Annotated in this window: 23 protein-coding genes; 10 read left to right on the top strand and 13 right to left on the bottom strand. The window is 61.1% G+C overall.

Annotated elements, in window-relative coordinates; genetic code table 11:
- The first annotated feature begins 33 nt into the window (after window positions 1–33).
- Both U5O12_RS21080 and U5O12_RS21075 read left to right on the top strand, forming a co-directional pair.
- Complete coding sequence (locus tag U5O12_RS21080) at window positions 34–309, top strand: zf-TFIIB domain-containing protein (protein WP_322580533.1); 276 nt, start codon at window positions 34–36, stop codon at window positions 307–309.
- 232 nt (window positions 310–541) lie between these two features.
- A complete protein-coding gene (locus tag U5O12_RS21075; protein ID WP_322580532.1) occupies window positions 542–1,294 on the top strand; it encodes an SDR family NAD(P)-dependent oxidoreductase in 753 nt (250 codons plus the stop codon).
- Window positions 1,295–1,315: 21 nt separating this feature from the next.
- Here the strand turns inward: U5O12_RS21075 and U5O12_RS21070 are convergent, their stop codons facing one another.
- Entirely contained in the window at window positions 1,316–2,179 is an 864-nt protein-coding gene (locus U5O12_RS21070) for an AraC family transcriptional regulator (RefSeq protein ID WP_322580531.1), read from the bottom strand.
- A 118-nt stretch (window positions 2,180–2,297) separates the two neighbouring features.
- On the opposite strand from U5O12_RS21070, the gene U5O12_RS21065 reads away from it, so the two are divergent.
- The gene (locus U5O12_RS21065; RefSeq protein WP_322580530.1) at window positions 2,298–3,257 is read left to right on the top strand and encodes a phytanoyl-CoA dioxygenase family protein; all 960 of its coding nucleotides are present in this window, start codon (window positions 2,298–2,300) and stop codon (window positions 3,255–3,257) included.
- Between the two features lie 141 nt (window positions 3,258–3,398).
- Here the strand turns inward: U5O12_RS21065 and U5O12_RS21060 are convergent, their stop codons facing one another.
- Together U5O12_RS21060 and U5O12_RS21055 are read right to left on the bottom strand one after the other, a co-directional pair.
- Complete coding sequence (locus tag U5O12_RS21060; protein ID WP_322580529.1) at window positions 3,399–3,644, bottom strand: hypothetical protein; 246 nt, start codon at window positions 3,642–3,644, stop codon at window positions 3,399–3,401.
- A 21-nt stretch (window positions 3,645–3,665) separates the two neighbouring features.
- Window positions 3,666–4,607, bottom strand: coding sequence for a class I SAM-dependent methyltransferase (locus U5O12_RS21055; RefSeq protein WP_322580528.1), 942 nt, complete (start codon window positions 4,605–4,607; stop codon window positions 3,666–3,668).
- A 200-nt stretch (window positions 4,608–4,807) separates the two neighbouring features.
- On the opposite strand from U5O12_RS21055, the gene U5O12_RS21050 reads away from it, so the two are divergent.
- Window positions 4,808–5,395 carry an outer membrane protein gene (locus U5O12_RS21050; RefSeq protein WP_322580527.1) on the top strand — a complete coding sequence of 196 codons (588 nt, stop codon included), beginning with the start codon at window positions 4,808–4,810 and terminating at the stop codon, window positions 5,393–5,395.
- A gap of 550 nt (window positions 5,396–5,945) precedes the next feature.
- Window positions 5,946–6,815, top strand: coding sequence for a hypothetical protein (locus tag U5O12_RS21045; protein ID WP_322580526.1), 870 nt, complete (start codon window positions 5,946–5,948; stop codon window positions 6,813–6,815).
- Window positions 6,816–7,411: 596 nt separating this feature from the next.
- Here the strand turns inward: U5O12_RS21045 and U5O12_RS21040 are convergent.
- Window positions 7,412–7,600, bottom strand: a complete 189-nt coding sequence (locus tag U5O12_RS21040; RefSeq protein WP_322580525.1) for a hypothetical protein — start codon at window positions 7,598–7,600, stop codon at window positions 7,412–7,414.
- Window positions 7,601–7,727: 127 nt separating this feature from the next.
- Between U5O12_RS21040 and U5O12_RS21035 the strand changes: the two genes are divergently transcribed.
- The gene (locus U5O12_RS21035) at window positions 7,728–7,937 is read left to right on the top strand and encodes a hypothetical protein (RefSeq protein WP_296468841.1); all 210 of its coding nucleotides are present in this window, start codon (window positions 7,728–7,730) and stop codon (window positions 7,935–7,937) included.
- Window positions 7,938–8,009: 72 nt separating this feature from the next.
- Here the strand turns inward: U5O12_RS21035 and U5O12_RS21030 are convergent, their stop codons facing one another.
- Window positions 8,010–8,339 (bottom strand): histone protein, encoded by a 330-nt coding sequence (locus tag U5O12_RS21030; protein WP_322580524.1) that lies wholly within the window; start codon window positions 8,337–8,339, stop codon window positions 8,010–8,012.
- 102 nt (window positions 8,340–8,441) lie between these two features.
- Between U5O12_RS21030 and U5O12_RS21025 the strand changes: the two genes are divergently transcribed.
- Window positions 8,442–9,200: a hypothetical protein gene (locus U5O12_RS21025; protein ID WP_322580523.1), complete on the top strand. Its 759-nt coding sequence runs from the start codon at window positions 8,442–8,444 to the stop codon at window positions 9,198–9,200.
- Between the two features lie 9 nt (window positions 9,201–9,209).
- Here U5O12_RS21025 and map read toward each other — a convergent pair whose 3' ends face one another.
- Together map and U5O12_RS21015 are read right to left on the bottom strand one after the other, a co-directional pair.
- On the bottom strand, window positions 9,210–10,001 hold the full coding sequence (gene map / locus U5O12_RS21020; RefSeq protein ID WP_322580522.1) for a type I methionyl aminopeptidase: 792 nt from the start codon (window positions 9,999–10,001) through the stop codon (window positions 9,210–9,212).
- On the bottom strand, window positions 10,001–10,264 hold the full coding sequence (locus U5O12_RS21015) for a ParD-like family protein (protein ID WP_322580521.1): 264 nt from the start codon (window positions 10,262–10,264) through the stop codon (window positions 10,001–10,003). The genes map and U5O12_RS21015 overlap by 1 nt, the downstream gene beginning before the upstream one ends.
- An 85-nt stretch (window positions 10,265–10,349) precedes the next feature.
- Here U5O12_RS21015 and U5O12_RS21010 point away from each other — a divergent pair, with 85 nt between their 5' ends.
- A complete protein-coding gene (locus tag U5O12_RS21010) occupies window positions 10,350–10,568 on the top strand; it encodes a DUF2835 family protein (protein ID WP_322580520.1) in 219 nt (72 codons plus the stop codon).
- Between the two features lie 37 nt (window positions 10,569–10,605).
- Window positions 10,606–11,169 (top strand): NUDIX domain-containing protein, encoded by a 564-nt coding sequence (locus U5O12_RS21005; RefSeq protein ID WP_322580519.1) that lies wholly within the window; start codon window positions 10,606–10,608, stop codon window positions 11,167–11,169.
- A gap of 76 nt (window positions 11,170–11,245) precedes the next feature.
- Here the strand turns inward: U5O12_RS21005 and U5O12_RS21000 are convergent, their stop codons facing one another.
- Together U5O12_RS21000 and U5O12_RS20995 are read right to left on the bottom strand one after the other, a co-directional pair.
- Entirely contained in the window at window positions 11,246–12,508 is a 1,263-nt protein-coding gene (locus U5O12_RS21000; RefSeq protein WP_322580518.1) for an Hsp70 family protein, read from the bottom strand.
- Window positions 12,508–13,179, bottom strand: coding sequence for an alpha/beta hydrolase (locus U5O12_RS20995; RefSeq protein ID WP_322580517.1), 672 nt, complete (start codon window positions 13,177–13,179; stop codon window positions 12,508–12,510). Before U5O12_RS20995 ends, U5O12_RS21000 begins: the two co-directional genes overlap by 1 nt.
- Window positions 13,180–13,256: 77 nt before the next feature.
- Between U5O12_RS20995 and U5O12_RS20990 the strand changes: the two genes are divergently transcribed.
- Complete coding sequence (locus U5O12_RS20990; protein WP_322580516.1) at window positions 13,257–14,141, top strand: EamA family transporter; 885 nt, start codon at window positions 13,257–13,259, stop codon at window positions 14,139–14,141.
- Between the two features lie 13 nt (window positions 14,142–14,154).
- Here U5O12_RS20990 and U5O12_RS20985 read toward each other — a convergent pair whose 3' ends face one another.
- The 4 genes from U5O12_RS20985 to U5O12_RS20970 form a co-directional block, all read right to left on the bottom strand.
- Window positions 14,155–14,781: a hypothetical protein gene (locus U5O12_RS20985; RefSeq protein WP_322580515.1), complete on the bottom strand. Its 627-nt coding sequence runs from the start codon at window positions 14,779–14,781 to the stop codon at window positions 14,155–14,157.
- 89 nt (window positions 14,782–14,870) lie between these two features.
- Window positions 14,871–15,983, bottom strand: a complete 1,113-nt coding sequence (locus U5O12_RS20980; protein ID WP_322580514.1) for an SMP-30/gluconolactonase/LRE family protein — start codon at window positions 15,981–15,983, stop codon at window positions 14,871–14,873.
- A gap of 70 nt (window positions 15,984–16,053) precedes the next feature.
- Window positions 16,054–17,511 (bottom strand): cache domain-containing protein, encoded by a 1,458-nt coding sequence (locus U5O12_RS20975; protein WP_322580513.1) that lies wholly within the window; start codon window positions 17,509–17,511, stop codon window positions 16,054–16,056.
- 15 nt (window positions 17,512–17,526) lie between these two features.
- Window positions 17,527–18,726, bottom strand: coding sequence for an ABC transporter substrate-binding protein (locus U5O12_RS20970; RefSeq protein WP_322580512.1), 1,200 nt, complete (start codon window positions 18,724–18,726; stop codon window positions 17,527–17,529).
- Window positions 18,727–18,743 lie beyond the last annotated feature (17 nt).

The raw sequence follows: 18,743 nt of genomic DNA, 5'->3' as shown, positions 1-18,743 counted from the left end.
TTTTCTCATTAACTCAAAGAAATGGAATCGATTATGAAATGTCCCCATTGCACCAACACCACGCTGGTTTTGAGTGAACGCCAAGGCGTGGAGATTGATTACTGCCCCAGCTGCCGTGGCATCTGGCTTGACAGGGGCGAACTTGACAAGTTGCTGGACAAAGTCCCCGTCCCGTCTGCGGCGACTGCGATGCCTGCCCGTGCCAGTCATCCCGGCGTACACCGCGACTTCGAAGACTCTGACTTTCGTGAGCACAAGCGATATCCGCAGAGCCGAAAAAAGTCGTGGCTGCACGAAATTTTTGATTGAGCTTCGCCGGGTTCAGCTGGTGATACCTGCGGTGGATGTGGGACTGCAATGGGCTTGAAATCGCGCTGTTTGGCATATGGGTAATGCGCGACTAGCTATGAATAGCATAGCAGTGGGGTGGCTTGGCCGTTCGGGCATTTTCTGCGTTGCATCAACATACGGCGGACCGTAGTTGTGCAGGATAGGAACTGTCATCGTCGGATTGTTCCCATACACACATCAGGAGAAAACCATGCGTTTACAAGGCAAGAGCATTCTGGTCACCGGAGGTGCCAGCGGCATTGGATTGGCTACGGTAGAGCGTTGTTTGCAAGAGGGTGCCAACGTGGTGATGGCTGACCTCGCCAGCTCGCAAGGGGCGATGTTGGCGCAGGCATTGGCTCAACAACACGGCGGGCGCTGCCGCTTCTTGGCGGCAGACATGGCATCGACGGCGCAGGTGGACCAACTCATCGCCGACAGCGTGGCCGCTTTTGGCCGTCTGGACGGCGTGTTCAACAACGCGGGCATTGGCGGCCTGAGCCCGGCAGATGCGTACAGCGATGAAGACTTCCTGCGCATCATCGACATCAACCTGATGGGTGTGTTCCGCGTAGCGCGCGCGGCGCTGCGCGTGATGTACTCGCTGGGCGGTGGCAGCATCGTCAATTGCGCATCCATCCTCGGGGTGTTTGGCCAGAGCATGACCGCCGCCTACTCTGCAGCCAAGGGTGGTGTGGTGAACCTGACGCGCACATTGGCGCTAGAGGCTGCGGCCAAGGGCGTGCGTGTGAACTCCGTGGGGCCAGGCTACATCGACACGCCCTTGCTTGCCGGGCTGGACCCGGCCATGAAACAAGGCCTGATCGCCCTGCACCCTATTGGGCGGCTGGGGCGGTCAGAAGAAGTGGCCAACCCGGTGCTGTTTTTATTGAGTGACGAGGCCAGCTTCATCACCGGTGCCAACCTGCTGGTGGATGGGGGCTTTACGGCAGGCAAGTCCTGAGCCTTGCCACCTGCCGGGCGGCTATGTCGCCGCTCCCTGGTAGTTGGCCCGAAACGCGCGCGGCGTCATGCCTTTGCGCTGCAAGAACTGGCGGTTGAAGTGGGCCAGCGTGCCGTAGCCCACATCGCTGGCAATCACCTTGATGGGGCGTTGCGTGGCAATCAGCAGCTGGCAGGCCTGGCCAATGCGCAGCTGGGACACGTAGTCCAGCAACGTCATGCCGGTGTGGCGCTTGAAGAAGCGGTGGAAGGCGCCGACCGACATCGCCACCTCCTCGGCCAGCGCTGGGGCCGACACGGTGTCCGCCGGCTGTGCATGCAGGCGGTGCAGGATTTTGCCGATGCGGTGGCCTACCTTGTCACCCGCCGGGGTGTAGGCGTGGGTGGCCAGCGGCCGGGCTGCAGTGTCTTTGGCCAAGAGCGCGAGGATGTGCAACAGCGTGGGTAGTCGCAGCGCTGGCTCTTGCGCCTGTAGCGCCAGGATCAGCGGCTGCACCTGCGCGCGTGCTGCGTCCGAAAACTTAAGCCCGCGCCCGGCCTGGGCTGACAGGGTGTGCAGTGCGCCCAGCTCGGGCCAGCTGGCCAGGGCGCGCTCCAGCCAGTCGGTGCTGAACCACATCACCACCGCCAGCATGGGCTGGCGGGTATCGGGCCGCTCGGTGGCGGCCCAGGTGTGGGGCTGGTTGGGGCCGGTGAGCACTAGGTCGCCCGACGCGAAATCTTCCAGACTGTCGCCCACATAGCGCTGGCCCTGCGCGTTCAGCGTGAGTGTCAGCTCGAACTCCGGGTGGTAGTGCCACAAAAAGGGCAGCTCTGGCAGTTCCCGCCAGAGCAGGCTCCAGGACTCGCCCACGGGCACGGTGACCTGTTCAAACTGCGGTTTCATGACCTTGGGTGGAGTGGTTTGGTCAGAATCGTATCAGTATGCGGCAGTCTGCAAGAACTGCTGCTGCGTGTCTGTTTCCACAATGCATTTCATCCAGAACACCCACGCAGGAGACTCCATGAACGACCGTTACCGCTACGGCGACCAACGCCCCGGCAACCCCACCCTCTCGTACACCGCCAATGAACAGCTGCGCGACATCCGCAAACAACTGCCGCTGCGCGTGCTGTCCGAGGCTGACTTTGCCCACTGGCAGACCTATGGCTATGTCGTCATCAAGCAGGCCATTCCGGCCGAGCAGGTGAAGGCGACTACCGATTTCCTGTGGGAGTTTCAAGACTGGGATCCGAACGACCCGAGCACCTGGAACCGCGCCGAACTGCGCGGTCACGAGATGAAGGAACTCAACGGCTCGGGCATGGTGGAGACTTACCAGCATCAGACGCTCTGGAACAACCGCCAAACCCCGCGCGTCTACGACGCCTTTGTGGACATCTGGGACCGCGAAGACCTGTGGGTCAGCATCGACCGTGCCAACCTCAACACCCCCAACCGCGGCGCGCGCCAGTTCACCGGCTTCATCCACTGGGACGCCGACACCACGCTGGACCCGCTGCCTGTCAACGTGCAGGGCGTGCTGGCGTTGTCGGCTACCAGCCCGGAGAGTGGAGGCTTCCAGTGCATTCCCGAGCTGTTCAAGAACTTCAACGCATGGCGCAAGACCGCGCCCGCCGACCGCAACCCCTGGCGCCCCGACGTGGACAGCCTGCCCTGGCCAGTGGAGTTCATTGTCATGGAGCCGGGTGACCTGCTAATCTTCAACAGCCTGCTGGCCCATGGCATCCGCCCCAACACCAGCGACCACCTGGTGCGCGCCGCGCAGTACATCGCCTTCACGCCCGCCAACGAAGGCGACGCCATGCTGCGCGATGCACGCGTCAGGTCTTGGCGAGAACGCGAAGCCCCGCAGGGCTACGCCTTTCCGGGCGACCCGCGCGAGTGGGAAAAGAAGAAGTACCCCACCGCCACGCTCACGCCGCTGGGCGAGCGCATTCTGGGCTTAGCAGACTGGCGCTAAGTGCTCCGCATACAAGCCCTCTGAGCGTTCGGGTGGCTGGGTGTTCTGCGCAGGTCAAGGAGGAGGCCGAAGGCCGGGGGACACGGAGCAGAATACCCAGTCGCCCGGAGGCTCGGCCCCGGCCAAGGGCTTGCAGCTCGCTCAGGTGATTTTGAAAACAGTCAGCACCTTCTTGCCGCCCACCTTTTCCTCAAAGGCCGACCACTGCTTGATACCTTTGACCAGCACGGTGTTGCTCACGTCCTTGACGGGCTGTTTGGCCTTGAGTTTGGCGGTGACCCAGTCTTGCACATGGGGCAGCAAGGGGCCTTCTTGTCCGGTAGGGATGAGCAGCAGCTTGCCGGCCACAGTGCCGGCGGGGGTGAATTTGAGTTCGGTAGCGGGCATGCGGGTTTATACGCCAAAGACTCAAGCGCCTGCCAGGTCCGGCGCCCGGTACACCAGCACCTTCAGCGCGCGTTCGGGCGAGGCGTCGGCAAAGGCGGGCGGGTTAGGCAGGCGCTGCACCAAGGCCAGTTCAGGCGCCTGCTCCTGCATGTGGGTTTGCAGAAATGCCGTGTCCAGCTCGGGCGCATTCAGGCACACCAATGCGTGGCCGCCAGGGGCCAGCAGCTCGGGCAGGCGGCGCAGCAGGCGCGCATAGTCCTTGGTGGCCACAAAGCTGCCCCTCTGGTAGCTGGGTGGGTCCAACACGATGAGGTCGTAGGGCCCGCCGCGCGTGATCTTGCCCCAGGTCTTGAAAATATCGTGCGCCAGAAAGCTGGCGCCGGTGTTGAAGCCGTTGAGCCGGTGGTTCTGCTGGCCAATGGCCAGCGCGCCCTGGGCCATGTCCACATTGATGACCTGCTTGGCCCCGGCCTGCAGCGCCACCACCGAGAACGCACAGGTGTAGGCAAACAGGTTGAGCACCCGGAAGGCGTACGTCTTAGGGTTTGCAGCCACATGTGCACGCACCCAGCGCCGGCCTTCGGCCATGTCGAGAAACAGGCCGTGGTTTTGCCCGCGCAGCACGTGAACCTTGTACTGCGTGCCGTCCTCGGTCACCTCATGCGGGTCGGGCACTGCACCTGCCATGAGCCGTGTGTCCGCGTGCCCCTCGGCCCGGCACTGGAACACCCAGTTCAGTGGCTGGTCGGGCGCAATCTGGTCCCAGCGGGCCACCAGTGCCGCGCCCAGGGTGGCGAGTGTGTCGTCGTCCACGGGCGCAAAGCTGGTTAGCACCCACACGGGCGGATAAAAATCCAGCGCCCATTGTTCGCAACCGGGGTGCAGGCCGCCGCGGCCGTGGAAGAGGCGCTGGGCATCACGGGGCAGGTCCAGCGTGGCGATGGTGTGGAGCAGGGCTTGCACGGTCGGGGTGTGATTCAAAAAGGTTGCCAAGTGTATGCAAGCTGGCGAGCCCGGCGCGGGCGCGGCGGCGATGTGGCTTCACAAACTTTTACAGCGCCCGCATGCTTGTTTACGCGATTTTGCGCCGCAGCCAACGCAGATTTACACACAGCCCAGACCATGGAGGTCCCTTAACTCGGACCCTTCACCCGGTTCTCTTCATGAAAAAACTTGTTCTGACGACCATTGCCTTGGGTGCATTTGCAGCGTCTTCCGCCTTCGCGGTGGGCCCTGCGGACAACCTGTCGGGTTTCAGCATTGGCGCCAACGCCGAACTGTCCACCGGCTCAACCAGTGCCACCGATGGAACGTCTGACACCGGCAAAACCACTGCACTGGGCCTGCAGGCCCGCTACGACTGGGCCTTGGCTCCCAACTTTGCCATCGGCCTGGGCGGCAGCTACAGCTCGGGCAACCACCTGGCCGGTACCTATGCCAACGGCACGGCGGCCAGCATCAACAACCGCTACTCGATTGACGTGATTCCCACCTTCGCGCTGGCCAACAACTTCCAGCTCTACGGCAAGCTGTCCTCCATCTACGGCTCCGCCGCCGCCAACGATGGCAGCAGCACCAACGATGTGCAGGGCGTGGGCTACGGCATCGGCGTGCGCCAGATGCTGGACAAAAACATGTACTGGCAAGCCGGCTACGACCTCAACCAGTTCCGCGATGTGACCTTTGCTACCGGCACCACATCGAACCTGAAAGAGAACGTGTTTTCGTTCGGCATCGGCTACAAGTTCTGATGTAACAGTCGGGAAATCGGTGTCCCCAGCTTCCGGCATTTTTGCTGGGAGTTGGGGGCATTTTTTAGAGCCTTATTGATGCATAAAAATGGCCTGTAAGGCTTATGGAATATGCGCAAATAGCTCCTAAATGAATAGCAATTTTGATCGTTTGTTGAATCCAAATATGCCTGCGCGTTCTTCGGCGTTGGGCTACTGTCTTTGGCGCGGCGTGGGATGAGCTAAACCCAGCGTCGGGCTAGGTACGGTACGCAGCAGCTGTTGGCTTGCTTCGGCGTGCGATAGCGTCTACAGGCAGACTGCTGTCCAAGCAATTGTTACCCGGCCAGCGCCAGATCGGACATTGGTATCCACGTTTCTAGGGACTGCTTCATAGCAAGTTGTTCTTCGGAGTTAGCTGTAGTCATGGGCTGATTCGGGTCATTCATTCAGTTCCCTCGTACGTCAAATTCATCATCGATAACGGCCATTCGACTGCCAGAACCCGCGGGCAACAGACTTCGATGAAATATCCTATACGTATGTTTCGGTAGGCAACTAGATTGGACCCATGATGAAAAAGTATGGATGGTTTGAATACCAGGAAGACCCTCTTCGAATTAGGAACTACCTTACTGGCCAGCAATTGGTCATTAGTTCAATGAACGAGGAATCTGGCGTTACCGCATATGTTGGCCGCTACACAGATGGAGAGCTTGATCAACTAGTTCGTTTTTCCTTTGGCAACAATGCTCAAAATACCAAAGAGTTCAGATTTGACTATGGGGATTTTCTTTCCGAGCCTCCGTCATATGGTCATTGGCGTCGTATTGATGACTTCATCGCCGATGCCTTACTTTGCTGGCCTGAGTATCTTGAGGAAATGGATAGGTTCTTCCTGTGCATCACAGGAGGTTGGAGAAGCGGTGTCTGGCAACCGCAATTTCGTCGGGAATTTTCGAGTAGAAAGAGTGGAAAACCAGATCAGCTAACTCAATACATCATTGCCGAACCATATGTCATCCCACTTGAAACTCCAGCTCCGTCAGCATGGCGGCTTGTTGACGTTGACCATTGCGCTACAAAGGCAAGTCTGAAATTTGAGCGACTCCCTGTATCCAATGTACCGTACCTTTCGCGCAATAGCCCAGTCGAAGGCTTTCAAGGCTTGGTGCCGTTCCTCGAAAGAGATGACAGAGCTGCCTACATCATCTTTTCAGAGCTCTGGCCTGCATCTTTTCGCGGCGAGGACCCTGAACCCATCTTTATTACACATACGTCGACCAAGACATCTTCTTTAGATTCAGAAGCCATCCGTCGTGCGGGCTTGAATTGGGTACTTGTATTGATTACGGGTTTCGCGAATTTCCGCCGCGTAGAGAACTTTGGACTACCAAGCTATTCGGGGAACTTGTACCCGGAGACGAACCGCGCCCTGTAGGCAAAGTTCGTTCGGATTTTTCCGATCTCTCCTACTCGGTCTGGTTGCGCGTGCTGCATACGATCGGTGATGCTTGGACTGCTTGGGGAGCCCCGCGCAAGAGGGTCGAAATTGACAAAGAGATTGAACTGCCAAGCAACCTTGGTAGAAGTGGATGCATAGGGGACTACGGGCCAAGAACCCAATATGGATTCAATGCTGGAATGAGGAATTCGTGGTTTGAAGTGCGTTTTCCAGAGGTCAAATCGTTGGGTGGCAAATAGCTGATAGGGCACGCCCCACTGCTTGACCGCTTAACATGTATTCAATGAGCGTTTCACGCCAATTGATTGACTGGATCGGGCATTCGGCATGCCTGTTGCCTGCTTCTTAATGTTGTTACAGCCGAAAGCCCCGCCCCCGCTTTTGCGGCAAACTTGAAGTCTACGATTGCCAGCTGACTGGCACAAAGACTGACTTCCCGTAAGCCGACGTTGACGAACGTCTGTTTCCGCCGCATAACTGCGGTCCAAGCTACCGGCTTGGCATGCCAGTCCTGAATGCCTGCCAACGGGGGGGCCGCTGAGCGTACGAGCGGCCCTAACGCCCCGAAACCTTCAACTCCGCTTTCTGGCAATCTCCATCCAGCAGACGCTGCAGCGCCAGCGGCCGGGTGCCAGTTCCACGCCGCCCTCCGGGGGGCGTTCGCCCTGGCAGCGGCCGGAGCAGAAGCGAAAGCGGGCGGCTTCCCGGTGGTCCAGGCTGCTGTTGTCAGGCGTGGCATTCACATGGGCGGATGGAGACATGGCTTGCATTCGGGGGAGCCTCTCGGTTCGATTCAAACGTCAGTCCCATACTACCAAGGGTGTCTGACAGTTTGGCTTCAGGGGGTGCAAGCAGTATCCGGGCCAGCAAGGAAGTAAAATCGGGGCTATGAGTAAGCCAGCAGACAAAACCAAGATCCTGGAAGACGGGTTGCGATACAAGTCCAAGGTCGGAGGTTCTCCGTTCCTGACAGCATCCAGCCCCGGCGCCACCACCATGTCCTGTTTCCTGTGCGGCAAGCATCGCCCGCGCAGTGAACTCAAGACGCGCAAGTTCATCGGCAAGTCACAAGCGGTGTGCGACCCCAAGTGCAGCTAAGACCGAATTGACGCACCAACAACAAGGGCCCCATATTGGGGCCCTTGTTGTTTTTGAAAAATCGCGTGGCGATTATTTCTTGGCGGCTGCCTTGGCCTTTTTGGCGGGCGCTTTCGCAGCTGGTTTGGCCGCAGGTTTTGCTGCGGGCTTGACGGCAGCTTTGGCTTTGGGTGCTGCAGGTGCAGCAGCAGGCGCGGCCTTCAGTGCGGCGCGCTGGTCACGCAGGGCATTGATCTCGGCAGAGATCTTGTTTTTGCGCTCAGTCAGCTTGGCGATGTTTTCAGTCAGCTTGGCGATCGCCTTGGCTTCCTTGGACACGACGACCTTTTTGGCCTTCACAGGAGCAGCGATTTTCTTGGAGGAGACGGCGGCTTTGGGGGCCGCTTTTTTTGCAGTTGCCATGGGATTGTTTTTCCTTTTGTAATCTGGCCAGTGATCTAGCCAGGCCCGTATTGTCGCCAATCTTGTCGTACGGTCCTCGCAATCCATTTTTTATCGCACACCATGACCCGTTTGAACACAGAATTTGCGCGCCTCTATGGCGCGCCAGACTCGCTACCTACAGCCGCAAAAACAGGCACACACGTCCCTGCGGACGCTGTGAAAGCGATGGTGTTGGAAGTGGCCCGTCCTGCGGACTGGTCGGTCTTGTCCACCGTATGGCACACGGTGCAAAGCGAGCTGGAATTGCCCGCGCCAGCCATCGCGATTTCTGGCAGCGATGGTTTGCAGCTGTGGTTTTCGGTGGCGCAGCCGGTTCGGTCCAGCGAGGCTGCAGATTTCCTAGCGGCGCTGCGCCTGCAGTACCTTGCTGCCGTCCCCGACAGCCGCGTGGGTCTGTATCCCTCCCACACATCGCTGGCATCTGGTAACGCTGCGCCTGCGCGCGCAGTGCCTGCCGTAGATGCCCACACGGGTTACTGGTCTGCGTTTGTGAGTGCCGACTTGGCCTCGGTGTTTGGTGACGAGCCCTGGTTGGACATTCCGCCCAACCGGGACCAGCAAGCGGACATCCTGTCGCGGCTCTCTCCCATCACACGGCCCCAGTGGCAGGAAGCGCTGGTACGCTTGGATGCGGCGCAGCACAAGGAGGAACCATTGGCGGCCACTGTTGCTGTCACTCTGGCTGCCCCGCTTGGCCCGGTTGGCGACATGCAGGCCCAGAGCCCCAAAGCGTTCTTGATGCGGGTGATGAATGATCCGAGCGTTGCGCTGCATGACCGCATCGAGGCTGCCAAGGCGCTGTTGCCCTACGAACGCTAGGCCTCTGCGTCAAATAGGCGCGTAGGCTCCCGTGCCGCCTGGCCAAGCAGTTAGCACCTCATACCCATCCGCCGTAACTGCCACCATGTGCTCCCATTGCGCGGAGAGCGAACGGTCTTGGGTGACCACAGTCCAGCCGTCGGCGAGCTCTCGGGTGTTGCGGCCGCCGGCGTTGAGCATGGGTTCGATGGTGAACACCATGCCGGGCTCCAGCGTCAGGCCGTGGCCGCGTTGGCCGTAGTGCAGCACCTGCGGCTCGCCGTGGTAAATCGTGCCAATGCCGTGGCCGCAGTATTCGCGCACCACGCTGAAGCGCTCGCGGTGGGCCACCGACTGGATGGCGTGGCCCACATCGCCCAGCGTGGCACCGGGGCGCACCTGCTGGGTGCCGGCACGCAGAGCTTCGTAGGTCGTCTCCACCAAGCGGCGCGCTAGCGCACTGGGCTCGCCCACAAAGAACATACGGCTGGTGTCGCCAAACCAGCCGTCCTTGTTGACGGCCACATCAATGTTGACGATGTCTCCCTTCTTCAAAATTTGCTTGGCCGACGGTATGCCGTGGCACACCACGTGGTTGACGGAGGTGAGGATGGTCTTGGGGTAATCCATGTACCCGAGGTTGGCGGGAATGGCGCCTTGCACGTTGACGATGTAGTCGTGGCAGAGGCGGTCCAGCGCTTCGGTGCTGACGCCGGGCACCACATGGGGCTCGATCATGGCCAGCACGTCTGCGGCAAGCTGCGCAGCCCGGCGGCAGGGGACCATGTCGCCGGCGGATTTGAGGGGGACGTCGTCCACCATCAGCGTTTACCCACCGCCGCAGGTGCTGCAGTGGGGAGCTTGCCCGCCAGCCCGCTGACAGACCCGGCAATGTCCAGCCCTCCAGCCAGTTCGGCGCGAATCAGCAGCTGGCTGATCTCGCGGTGGTTGAGCTCGGGGTACATCTCGGTCAGCATCCCCACACGCATCCAATGCTCGGCTTGCGCATTGATGGATCGCGAAAGCGCGCTGCCCGCCACCCGCAAGTTCTCGTGCATTTGGTCTGAAATTTTGACAATACCCATTTGAAGCCTCTATACGAAACGTATGCGTATTGTATATGTTTCGTATGTTGGATATGTGCGCTCAATCGGCGCTAGCATTTGCCCCATGCGTCGCTTTGAATTTGGCCTGCACATCTCGGCCCAAGACTATCTGCCTTACTACCGCGGAGACATCCGCCATGTCGTGGCGCGCTGCGCCGACGGACGCACGGTGCAGTTTCCTGCCACGTTGCTGCTGCCCTTTGTCAGCAGCGGTGGGATCCGTGGCAGCTTTGTGCTGACCTGCGACGACAACGGCAAGGGCGCCCAGCTACAGCGCCGGTAAGCACGGCGAGCGCTGGTGCTGCGGAAATAATCGACGTATGCATTTTGAATCCCTGGCCAGTCCGGCCGAACTCCGGGCTCACGCGCAGTCTGAACTGCAAAAGTACTTTCAGCACTTTCCCGCCGAAGCCATCGGCCTGCAAGCCATTGCTGGTCAGTTGGCCGACACGTCTGTTGATCCGTTTTCACGGGCTAATATGCAAGGCCACATCACTACCAGCGGTGTGGTGTACGACGCGACTGCAGACAAGGTGCTGCTCATCCACCACCGCACCCTGAATCGCTGGCTACAGCCCGGCGGCCACCACGAGGGGCTGGACCGGCTGGATGTGTCTGCTGCGCGGGAGGTGGAGGAGGAAACAGGCGTTAGCGTGCGCTTGTCCAAGGCCGCAAGTGCTGTTATCGACACGACAGCCACGTTGATTCCCGACATCGACCAGCCAAAGGCCAGGGCGCGCATGTCACCGGGCGATGCGTCTGCGGCATTGACCCCGCAGTGGGCAGAGGTGCGCGGTGTGCGCTGGGTGGCGCGCGAGGCTTTGTGGGCCCTGCAGAGTGCACGCTTTGCCAGACTGGTGGGTAAACTTCTGCATACTCTTTGAGTATGCATAAATATGAGTAAAAAGTGCCGCTAGAGCTCGTGGAATATGCGCAAACAGCTCCTAAATCAATAGCAAATTAAAACGGGTGTACCGCACCCGCCCACGCCAACCCTGCGGCCACACCGCCGAAGCGGTTGCCTTCCACCAGCGTCGCGTAGGGCATGGCTTGGCGCAGGGCTGCGATCAGCGGGCGCAGTGCGGACGAGCCACCGGTCAGGTACACCGCGTCCACCGCGTACAGGCCTGCAGCGGCTACGCAGTCTTGCGCACACCGCACCACTTGGGCGAGGGAGGTGTGCAGGGCGGCTTCCATGCCGGTTGCATCCACAGCTGGACTGAGGCTACGGTCCAAAAATTCCAGGTCTACCGCTGCGCTTTCGCCGCTGATGGAGCAGGCAATCTTGGCGGATTCCACGCTGGCCAGCATGCGATGGCCGTGCTGCTCTTCCAGTGCGTCCATCAGGCGGCGGTGCAGGGCCTGGTCGGTGTAATCGGTCCACAGCTCCTTGGCAAAGTGCATGGCCTTGCGGGTATAGGCCTGGTGAATCAGGTGCCAGGTGCTCAGGTCAAAAAACACGCTGCTGGGCACAATGCGCCCGCCGGTGCCCACGTGCTTGTAGCCCAGGTGCGGCATCACGGTGGCCAGGTCCAGCAGGCGGTCGAAGTCGGTGCCGCCTATGTGCACGCCGGTAGTCGCCAGAATGTCGGCACTGCGGTCGCCTTGGCTGCTGCGATCTGGGTTGAGGCGGATGACCGTGAAGTCCGACGTGCCGCCGCCAATGTCCACCACCAGCGCGGTAGTCTCTTTGGTTACGCGTTGCTCGTAGTCCAACGCTGCTGCAATGGGTTCGAGCTGGTAGGCGGTGTGGGTAAAGCCCGCTTCCAGCGCGGCGCGGCCCAGGGTTTCTTGGGCCAGCAGGTCGCGCTCGGCGTTGTCGTCCACAAAGTGAACAGGGCGGCCCAGCATGGCGTGTGTCATGGGCTGACCCACATGGGCTTCGCAGCGGCGCTTGAGCTCTTTGAAGAACAGCACCACGATGTCAAAAAAGCGAATGCTCTTGTCGCCCACGGCGGTGTACTCGTCCATCAGCCCGCTGCCCAGCAGGCTTTTGAGCGAGCGCAGCAATCGGCCTTCGGTGCCATTCAGATAGGCCTGCATGGCCTCGGCGCCGTACAGCACGGTGTGCGTTTCGCTGGCAAAAAACAGCGCAGTCGGCATCTCGGCCTTGGCACCGTCCAGTGGAATGACTTGCAAGGCGCCTTGTGCGTCAATCAGTGCACAGGCGGAGTTGGAGGTGCCGAAGTCAATGCCCAGCACAAAGGGGCGCGCAGTACCCATCACGCGGGCAACACTTGACGCAAGAATGCGGCGATGTCTGCCACTTCACGTGGGTGCACGCTGTGTGGCATGGGGTAGGTGTGCCACTGCACAGGGTGGCCTAGGGAGGCCAGCGCATCGCGCGAGTCTTCACCGCGTTTCAGGATGACCACGGGGTCTTGGGTGCCATGGGCCATGAAGATGGGGGTGCTCGCATTGGCAGCGTTGCGCTCCGCGGCAAAACGGTCCGCCAGCGGCAGGTAACCCGACAAGGCCATGACGCCTGCAATTTTGTGGGGCAGGCGCAGTGCGGTGTGCAAGGCCATAGCACAGCCTTGGCTAAAACCTGCCAACACGATGCGCTCATAGGGAATGCCACGCGCTTCTTCGCGGTTCACCAGCGCTGCAATGGCCGCCTCAGACCGCTGGATGCCAGCCGCGTCCTGCTTGCTCACCAGGTCCATGCCGTACAGGTCGTACCAGCCGGGCATCACGTAGCCACCGTTGATGGTGATCGGGATGCTGGGCGCCTGCGGAAACACAAAACGGATGGGCTGGCAGCCATCCAGATCCAGCTCGGGCACCAGGCCTGCAAAGTCATCACTGCTAGCGCCCAGCCCGTGCATCCAGATGACGGCAGCAGTGGGGTTGGGGGCGGATTCGAGTTCGATGCAGTCGAGCAGGGCAGTCATGGCGCGGGCCTTGGATTTCAAAAATGGGAGACGGGTTTATACATGAGTTCCTAGGGAGGAGCGGTTATTGTCAGGGCATGTCTTCACACCGTTTTCATCACGTGCTGCCGTTGCTGGCGGTTTTGGGCTCTGTCACCGCCTTGGGGCTGGGCACGTCGATTGCCAAGCAGTTGTTCCCTGTCGTCGGGTCCTTGGGCACCACGGCCTTGCGCGTGGGCTTTTCAGCCCTGCTGCTTTTGCTGATCTGGCGGCCCTGGCGCTGGGCGTTGGCGCCAGCGGATCGCATGTCACTGCTGCGGTATGGCGTGGCCCTGGGGCTGATGAACCTGTTGTTCTATATGTCCCTGCGCACCATCCCGTTTGGCATTGCGGTGGCCATTGAGTTTTCCGGACCCTTGGCGGTGGCGCTGTATGCGTCGCGCAAACCGGTGGACTTTGTGTGGCTGGCGCTCGCCATCGTAGGGCTGGGTTTGCTGCTCCCCTTGGGCGGCCATGTGCAGGCGCTGGATGTGACCGGCGTGCTGTATGCCTTGGCGGCGGCTGCGTTTTGGGGCGCCTACATCGTGTTCGGCAAGCGCCTGGGCCATTTGCATGCGGGCCACTCGGTGGCGCTGGGCCTCACGGTCGCTGCCATCACCGTGGTGCCCTTCGGCATCTGGCACGCGGGCGCTGCTTTGTTGGAGCCTCAGATTTTGCTGATCGGGCTGGTGGTGGCGGCCATTTCCAGCGCCATCCCCATTTCCCTCGAAATGGTCGCCCTCAAACGCTTGCCGCAGGAGGCCTTCGGCATCATGACCAGCCTGGAGCCTGCGGTGGCTGCATTGCTGGGTTTGGTGATGTTGAATGAACAACTTAGTGCCCTTCAGTGGTGGGCGATTCTTTGCATCATGGCTGCTGCTGCGGGCAGCACACTCACTGCGCGGCGTGAGCCGCCTGTGGTGGCTGCGGGGTTGGTGCAGTAGCTCCTGCCATGGCCTACATCAGCGCTGGCGGCGTGAGCAGTATCAGTTGCGCGTCTGAAATTTTCCCTGAATCCTTGTGGATGTGGAAGCGCAGCTGGGGACCGCTCTTGTTACCCGGTGGACTGGTGCGGATTTGGTAGCCACCCTCGGTTTCCAGCACCTCGGAACGGGTCGACGCGAGGTCTTGGATGCCTTTTGGAAATGGGTAGTTCGCCACGATGCCCGGATGGGCCCTTTCCATGGTCATAGTGACGACTTTCGCGTTTTGCAGTGCAGCGTTTAAGAACGCAAGCTGCGTCGCAAAATGCGCGTTGCCCGGATAGAAGCCACGTCGATGGGCGGGCAGGCTGTCAACTTGTGCGCCCTCTGCCAGGTTCGGCCGGTCGTAGATCGGTTCGGATTTAACAGCGCGGCCTGCCGCTGTCATCCAGAGGCGGTGGGCCATCACGTAGGCAGACTTCCAAGGCACCAAGGTGGGGTACTCGTCCACCGCCACGTCAATGCGGTACACCGCGTCCTGCCATTCAAAGTCTTCTATGGACACACGCCAATGCGAGATTTCGATGGTGTTGCCAAAGTTGGCATAAAACCGAAGCACTTCGGCAATGGCGGCATCGTGAATGGTCTGGGGAGTGGGCATCGGGGTTGTGGGTTTGGGCGCTTGCGCATGTGCAACGGGCAATCCGACCCCCATGGCTAGGCCCAACATGGTGCGCCTCAGCACCGCCATTACTTATTGGGCAACCAGCCCAGCCCGTGTGCATGCAGGCTTTGCACATACAGGCGGTCTGGGGTTTCGGTGATGGCCGTGGTCTCGGGGTAGGCGCCACTGGGGTCTTGCAGGTCGGCCACCACCTTGCCGTCTTCGGTGAAGGCCATCACGTGGCCATAGGCCTTGGGAATGGGCCAGAGCGCGCGCGGCAGGCGCAGGGTCAGGCTGCGCAACCAGGGCTTTTGCGCCAGATTGTCGATGGTGGGGTTGCGGGGCTTGGCCAAGCCCAACCAAATTTTCCCGTTCAAGCCGCGCATCAGGTTGTCGGGGTAACCGGGCAGGTTGTCCAGCAACACGCTGGCTTGGGCACTGGGTTGTACGGCCAGGGTGCTGAGGTCCAGGTGGTTTGAGGTGATCGCAATCTTCCACACGCGGTACTTGCCGGTTTCATTCACAAACAGGGTTTGCTCGTCTTGGCTGAGCGCCACGCCATTGGCAAAGCTGATGCCACTGGCCACCACACGCGTGGCTTTGGTTGCAGGGTCGTATTCGAGGATGCGGCCCGTGCTGGCTTGTTCCAGGATGTCGAGTACGCTGGCCTCGAAGGTGCCGCCCCAGTCTTTGGGGGCAAACCGGGTGGAGGCATCGCTGAAATACATCTTGCCGTTTTTGGCGACCACCACGGCATCGGCGTAGCGGATGGGGTCTCCGTTCACCCGGTCGCTCAGCACGGTGACTGTGGCATCGGGCGCGATCGACAACAGGCCTTGGATGGCATCGGCAGCAATCAGGTTGCCCTGGGCATCAAAGTCAAAACCCAGCACCCGCCCGCCGGTATTGGCAAACACCTCTTGGCCAGAGCCATCGGCGTTCATGCGCAAGATGTTGCCGCTGAGCACGGTGGTGTAGAGCTTGCCATCCGGTCCGAACTGGATGTGCTCGGGGCCCACTTCACCTTTCAGGTCGATGATTTGAAGATTGGCGAGCTTGTTGTTGGCGGCATGTGGGCCGGTGTATCCCGGCGCAGCGGGGGCGTCCCACACCACCGGGTTGATGGGCACCGGCCAAGCCAGCAGGTACAGGGCCAACAAGGCCACCAAAGCAACCGCAGAAAGCACTATTTTTTTCATCGCATGTCTCCCCAAAAGAGCGCCTATTTTGCGCGCGCCCAGCCCGCGGGGCTGGCGCGTGGGCGACCTGTTATTCGGGCAACGGGTTGGGACGCGCGGGTTTTTTGGCGGGGCCTTGTGCGGCTTGTACGTCAGCCAGCGCAGCGCTGAGCTGGGCGTAGGCGCTGCGTAGCTCGCCGGCGCGGGTGGCCAGCTGGGCTTCGTGTTCGGCGGCAGCGTTGCGCATATCCACCAGGTGCTGGGCGGCCTGGTTTTCCAGTTGCGTGGTGCGTTGGTGGGCTCCCATGACCTGGTCACGCCGTTGCAGGGCCAGGCGGGCGACGCGGTCAAACCAAGGCTTCCAGAGCTGGGGCACGGGCGGGGGGCGCTTGATGGTGGGGCCTTCGGTTTGCTGGACGTAGTCGGCCAGTTGCAGGGCGGGTTGTGTAAAGCGCCGGCTCAGCCAGAGGCATGCCCCTAACAGCGCCAGCAGGCCAGCCACACCTGTGACCAACATGGGAACCATTTGCCCCAGCGTTTTGCTGGCCACCACACTGCTGGGCGCATGCACCAGCAAGCTCCAGTCGGTACCGCGCAGGGCGAAACTCAACCAGCCAGCCTCCGGCGCATAGGGGCCCGCAGGCAAGGGGGCAGGTTTGGCGTCGCTGCTGGCCAACACCTGGCCTTGGTTGTTGACCACCCAAGCTTGGCCCATGGGCAGGGCGCGTTGCAGCAACACGGCGCTCAGGGCGTCCAGCGTCAGATCTGCGCCTACCAGGCCCACATACCGCTCTGCGTTGTAGATCGGTGCGAGTACCGACACCACGGCGGTTTTCTTGACCGGGTCAGCATGGGCTGCAGTCCACACCAACTCTTTTTGCGGATTACGCGTGGGGCCGGCGGCCTCCAGGGGGACCGTGCCTCCCGCGTCCCACAGCGTGGTCAGGGCACCAGCCATCTCGGTCTGGCCGGTGGCGGCGATCAGTTCCTCGCGCGACTGGGCCGGATACACCCAGCGCCATTGCTTTTGTGCGTCGTAGAAGTAGCTCCATTGCAGCCGCTGGTGCTGGCTGTGTGATGCCACTACCTGGGCCAGTGCGCCCAGTGGTGCCTCTACGCCACGGCGGTAGGCCGTGGCATCGGCGCCGGGGTCCACGTGCACCGCGCCCACTTCTTTCACCAGGTCTTGGGGCAGTCGGTCCCAGGGGGCATCGCGCAGTGGCGCCAGGTTGCGCCGCTCCAGGCGGTCTACCAAGCTGGTGTCGGCCAAGATGGGCTGGCGCAGGTTGCGTTCGGTAGACAAGCGCATGGCGCCGACATGGCTGCGCGCCACATCCAGGGTGTCGTTCAGGGCCAATTGCATTTGCTCCCCCTGGCTGCTCAGGCCCCACCACAGGGCGGCGCGCTGGCGCGCATACACGCTCCAGCCGTATGCCAGCAAGGCCACGGTGAAAACAGCCATCACGGTCGCTAAGGCGGCGGTGTGTTGGCGCTGGATATGCCGTGCCGACGGAGCCGGCGCCTCGGTGTGCGGAACAGTGTCAGACATGCCCGCCATTGTGGACTAAGCGCCGTAGCGCCGGGTCCATTCCTTCTCCAACGGATCCACCCAGCTGCCGTGCGGTTCGGGAATGGCGGGTGCGCTCTTTTCCACTTGGCCGGGCAGGGGCTTGGCCGCAAAGCGTGCGCGCTCAGTGGGGCTCAGTTTGTCCAGCGCCAGCACGGTGGGGTCGCCCCAGAGGGCAATGTCCGCCTTGCGGGCCTGGGCTTCGGCGCTGAGCAAGAAGTTGGCAAACACCTGCGCACCCTCGGGCGCCGAGGCGTTGACCGGAATCGCCACAAAATGCGTGTTGCCAATCGTTCCGCTATCAAATTGGTAGCTTGTCACGCTGTCAGAAAGGCGTTTGGCGGCAATTTCATTGGCCGCGTCGTTGGGGTTGAAGGTCAGTGCAAGGTGCAGCTCGCCATCGGCCAGCATTTGGCGCATGGCTTCTGCGTTTTGTGGAAACTGCTTGCCGGCCCGCCACAGGTGGGGGTGCAGCTGGTCCAGTGTGGCCCACAGGGGGGCCGTCGCTTTGGCAAACGACTCCATGGCTACGGGTTTGTAAAAGGCGCTGCGGTACTCGCTGCTATCCACAAGCAACTGTTTCAAAAACGTGGTGCCATGAAAGTTGGGCGGGCGCGGGTAGGTCACACGGCCCGGGTTGGCCTTGGCAAAGGCTTGCAGCTCCGCCAGGCTTCTGGGTGGTTTGGGGGTGCGCTTGCGGTCCGCCATGAAGGTCAGCTGGGCCATGCCCCAAGGGGCCTCCATGCCGTCCACGGGCTCCGAAAAATCAATACGTGTGGTGGGTTTGCCTTGCACGTCCACCTTGGCATAGGCGGGCAGGCGCTCGGCAAAGGGGCCAAACAACAAGCCCTCGCGCTTCATGGTCAGGAAGTTTTCGCCATTGATCCATACAAGGTCCACCGTGCCTGCCAGTTTGCCCGCAGCCTTTTCGCTGCGCACACGTTTCACCACGTCGGCGGTGTCCGTCACCTTGACGTGTTCCACCTTCACGCCAAAGCGCTTCTCCACTTCGGTCGCAGCCCACCGGATGTAGGCGTTGATGTTTTCAGCACCACCCCAGGCGTTGAAGTACACCGTTTGCCCCTTGGCTTTGGCCTCGATGGCACTCCAAGCTTGCGTATTTTGGGCAAATGCAGGCGTAGCCAGTGCGGCACCTGACAGGGCGAGGACGTGGCGGCGGGACAGAGGATATGTCATGGTGAGGGTGCAGGGCA

This window comes from Rhodoferax sp. (assembly GCF_034519335.1).
Classification (GTDB): domain Bacteria; phylum Pseudomonadota; class Gammaproteobacteria; order Burkholderiales; family Burkholderiaceae_C; genus Allorhodoferax.
The sequence above is the reverse complement of the archived record's forward strand: the minus strand, read 5'-3'. Positions and strand labels throughout refer to the sequence as shown.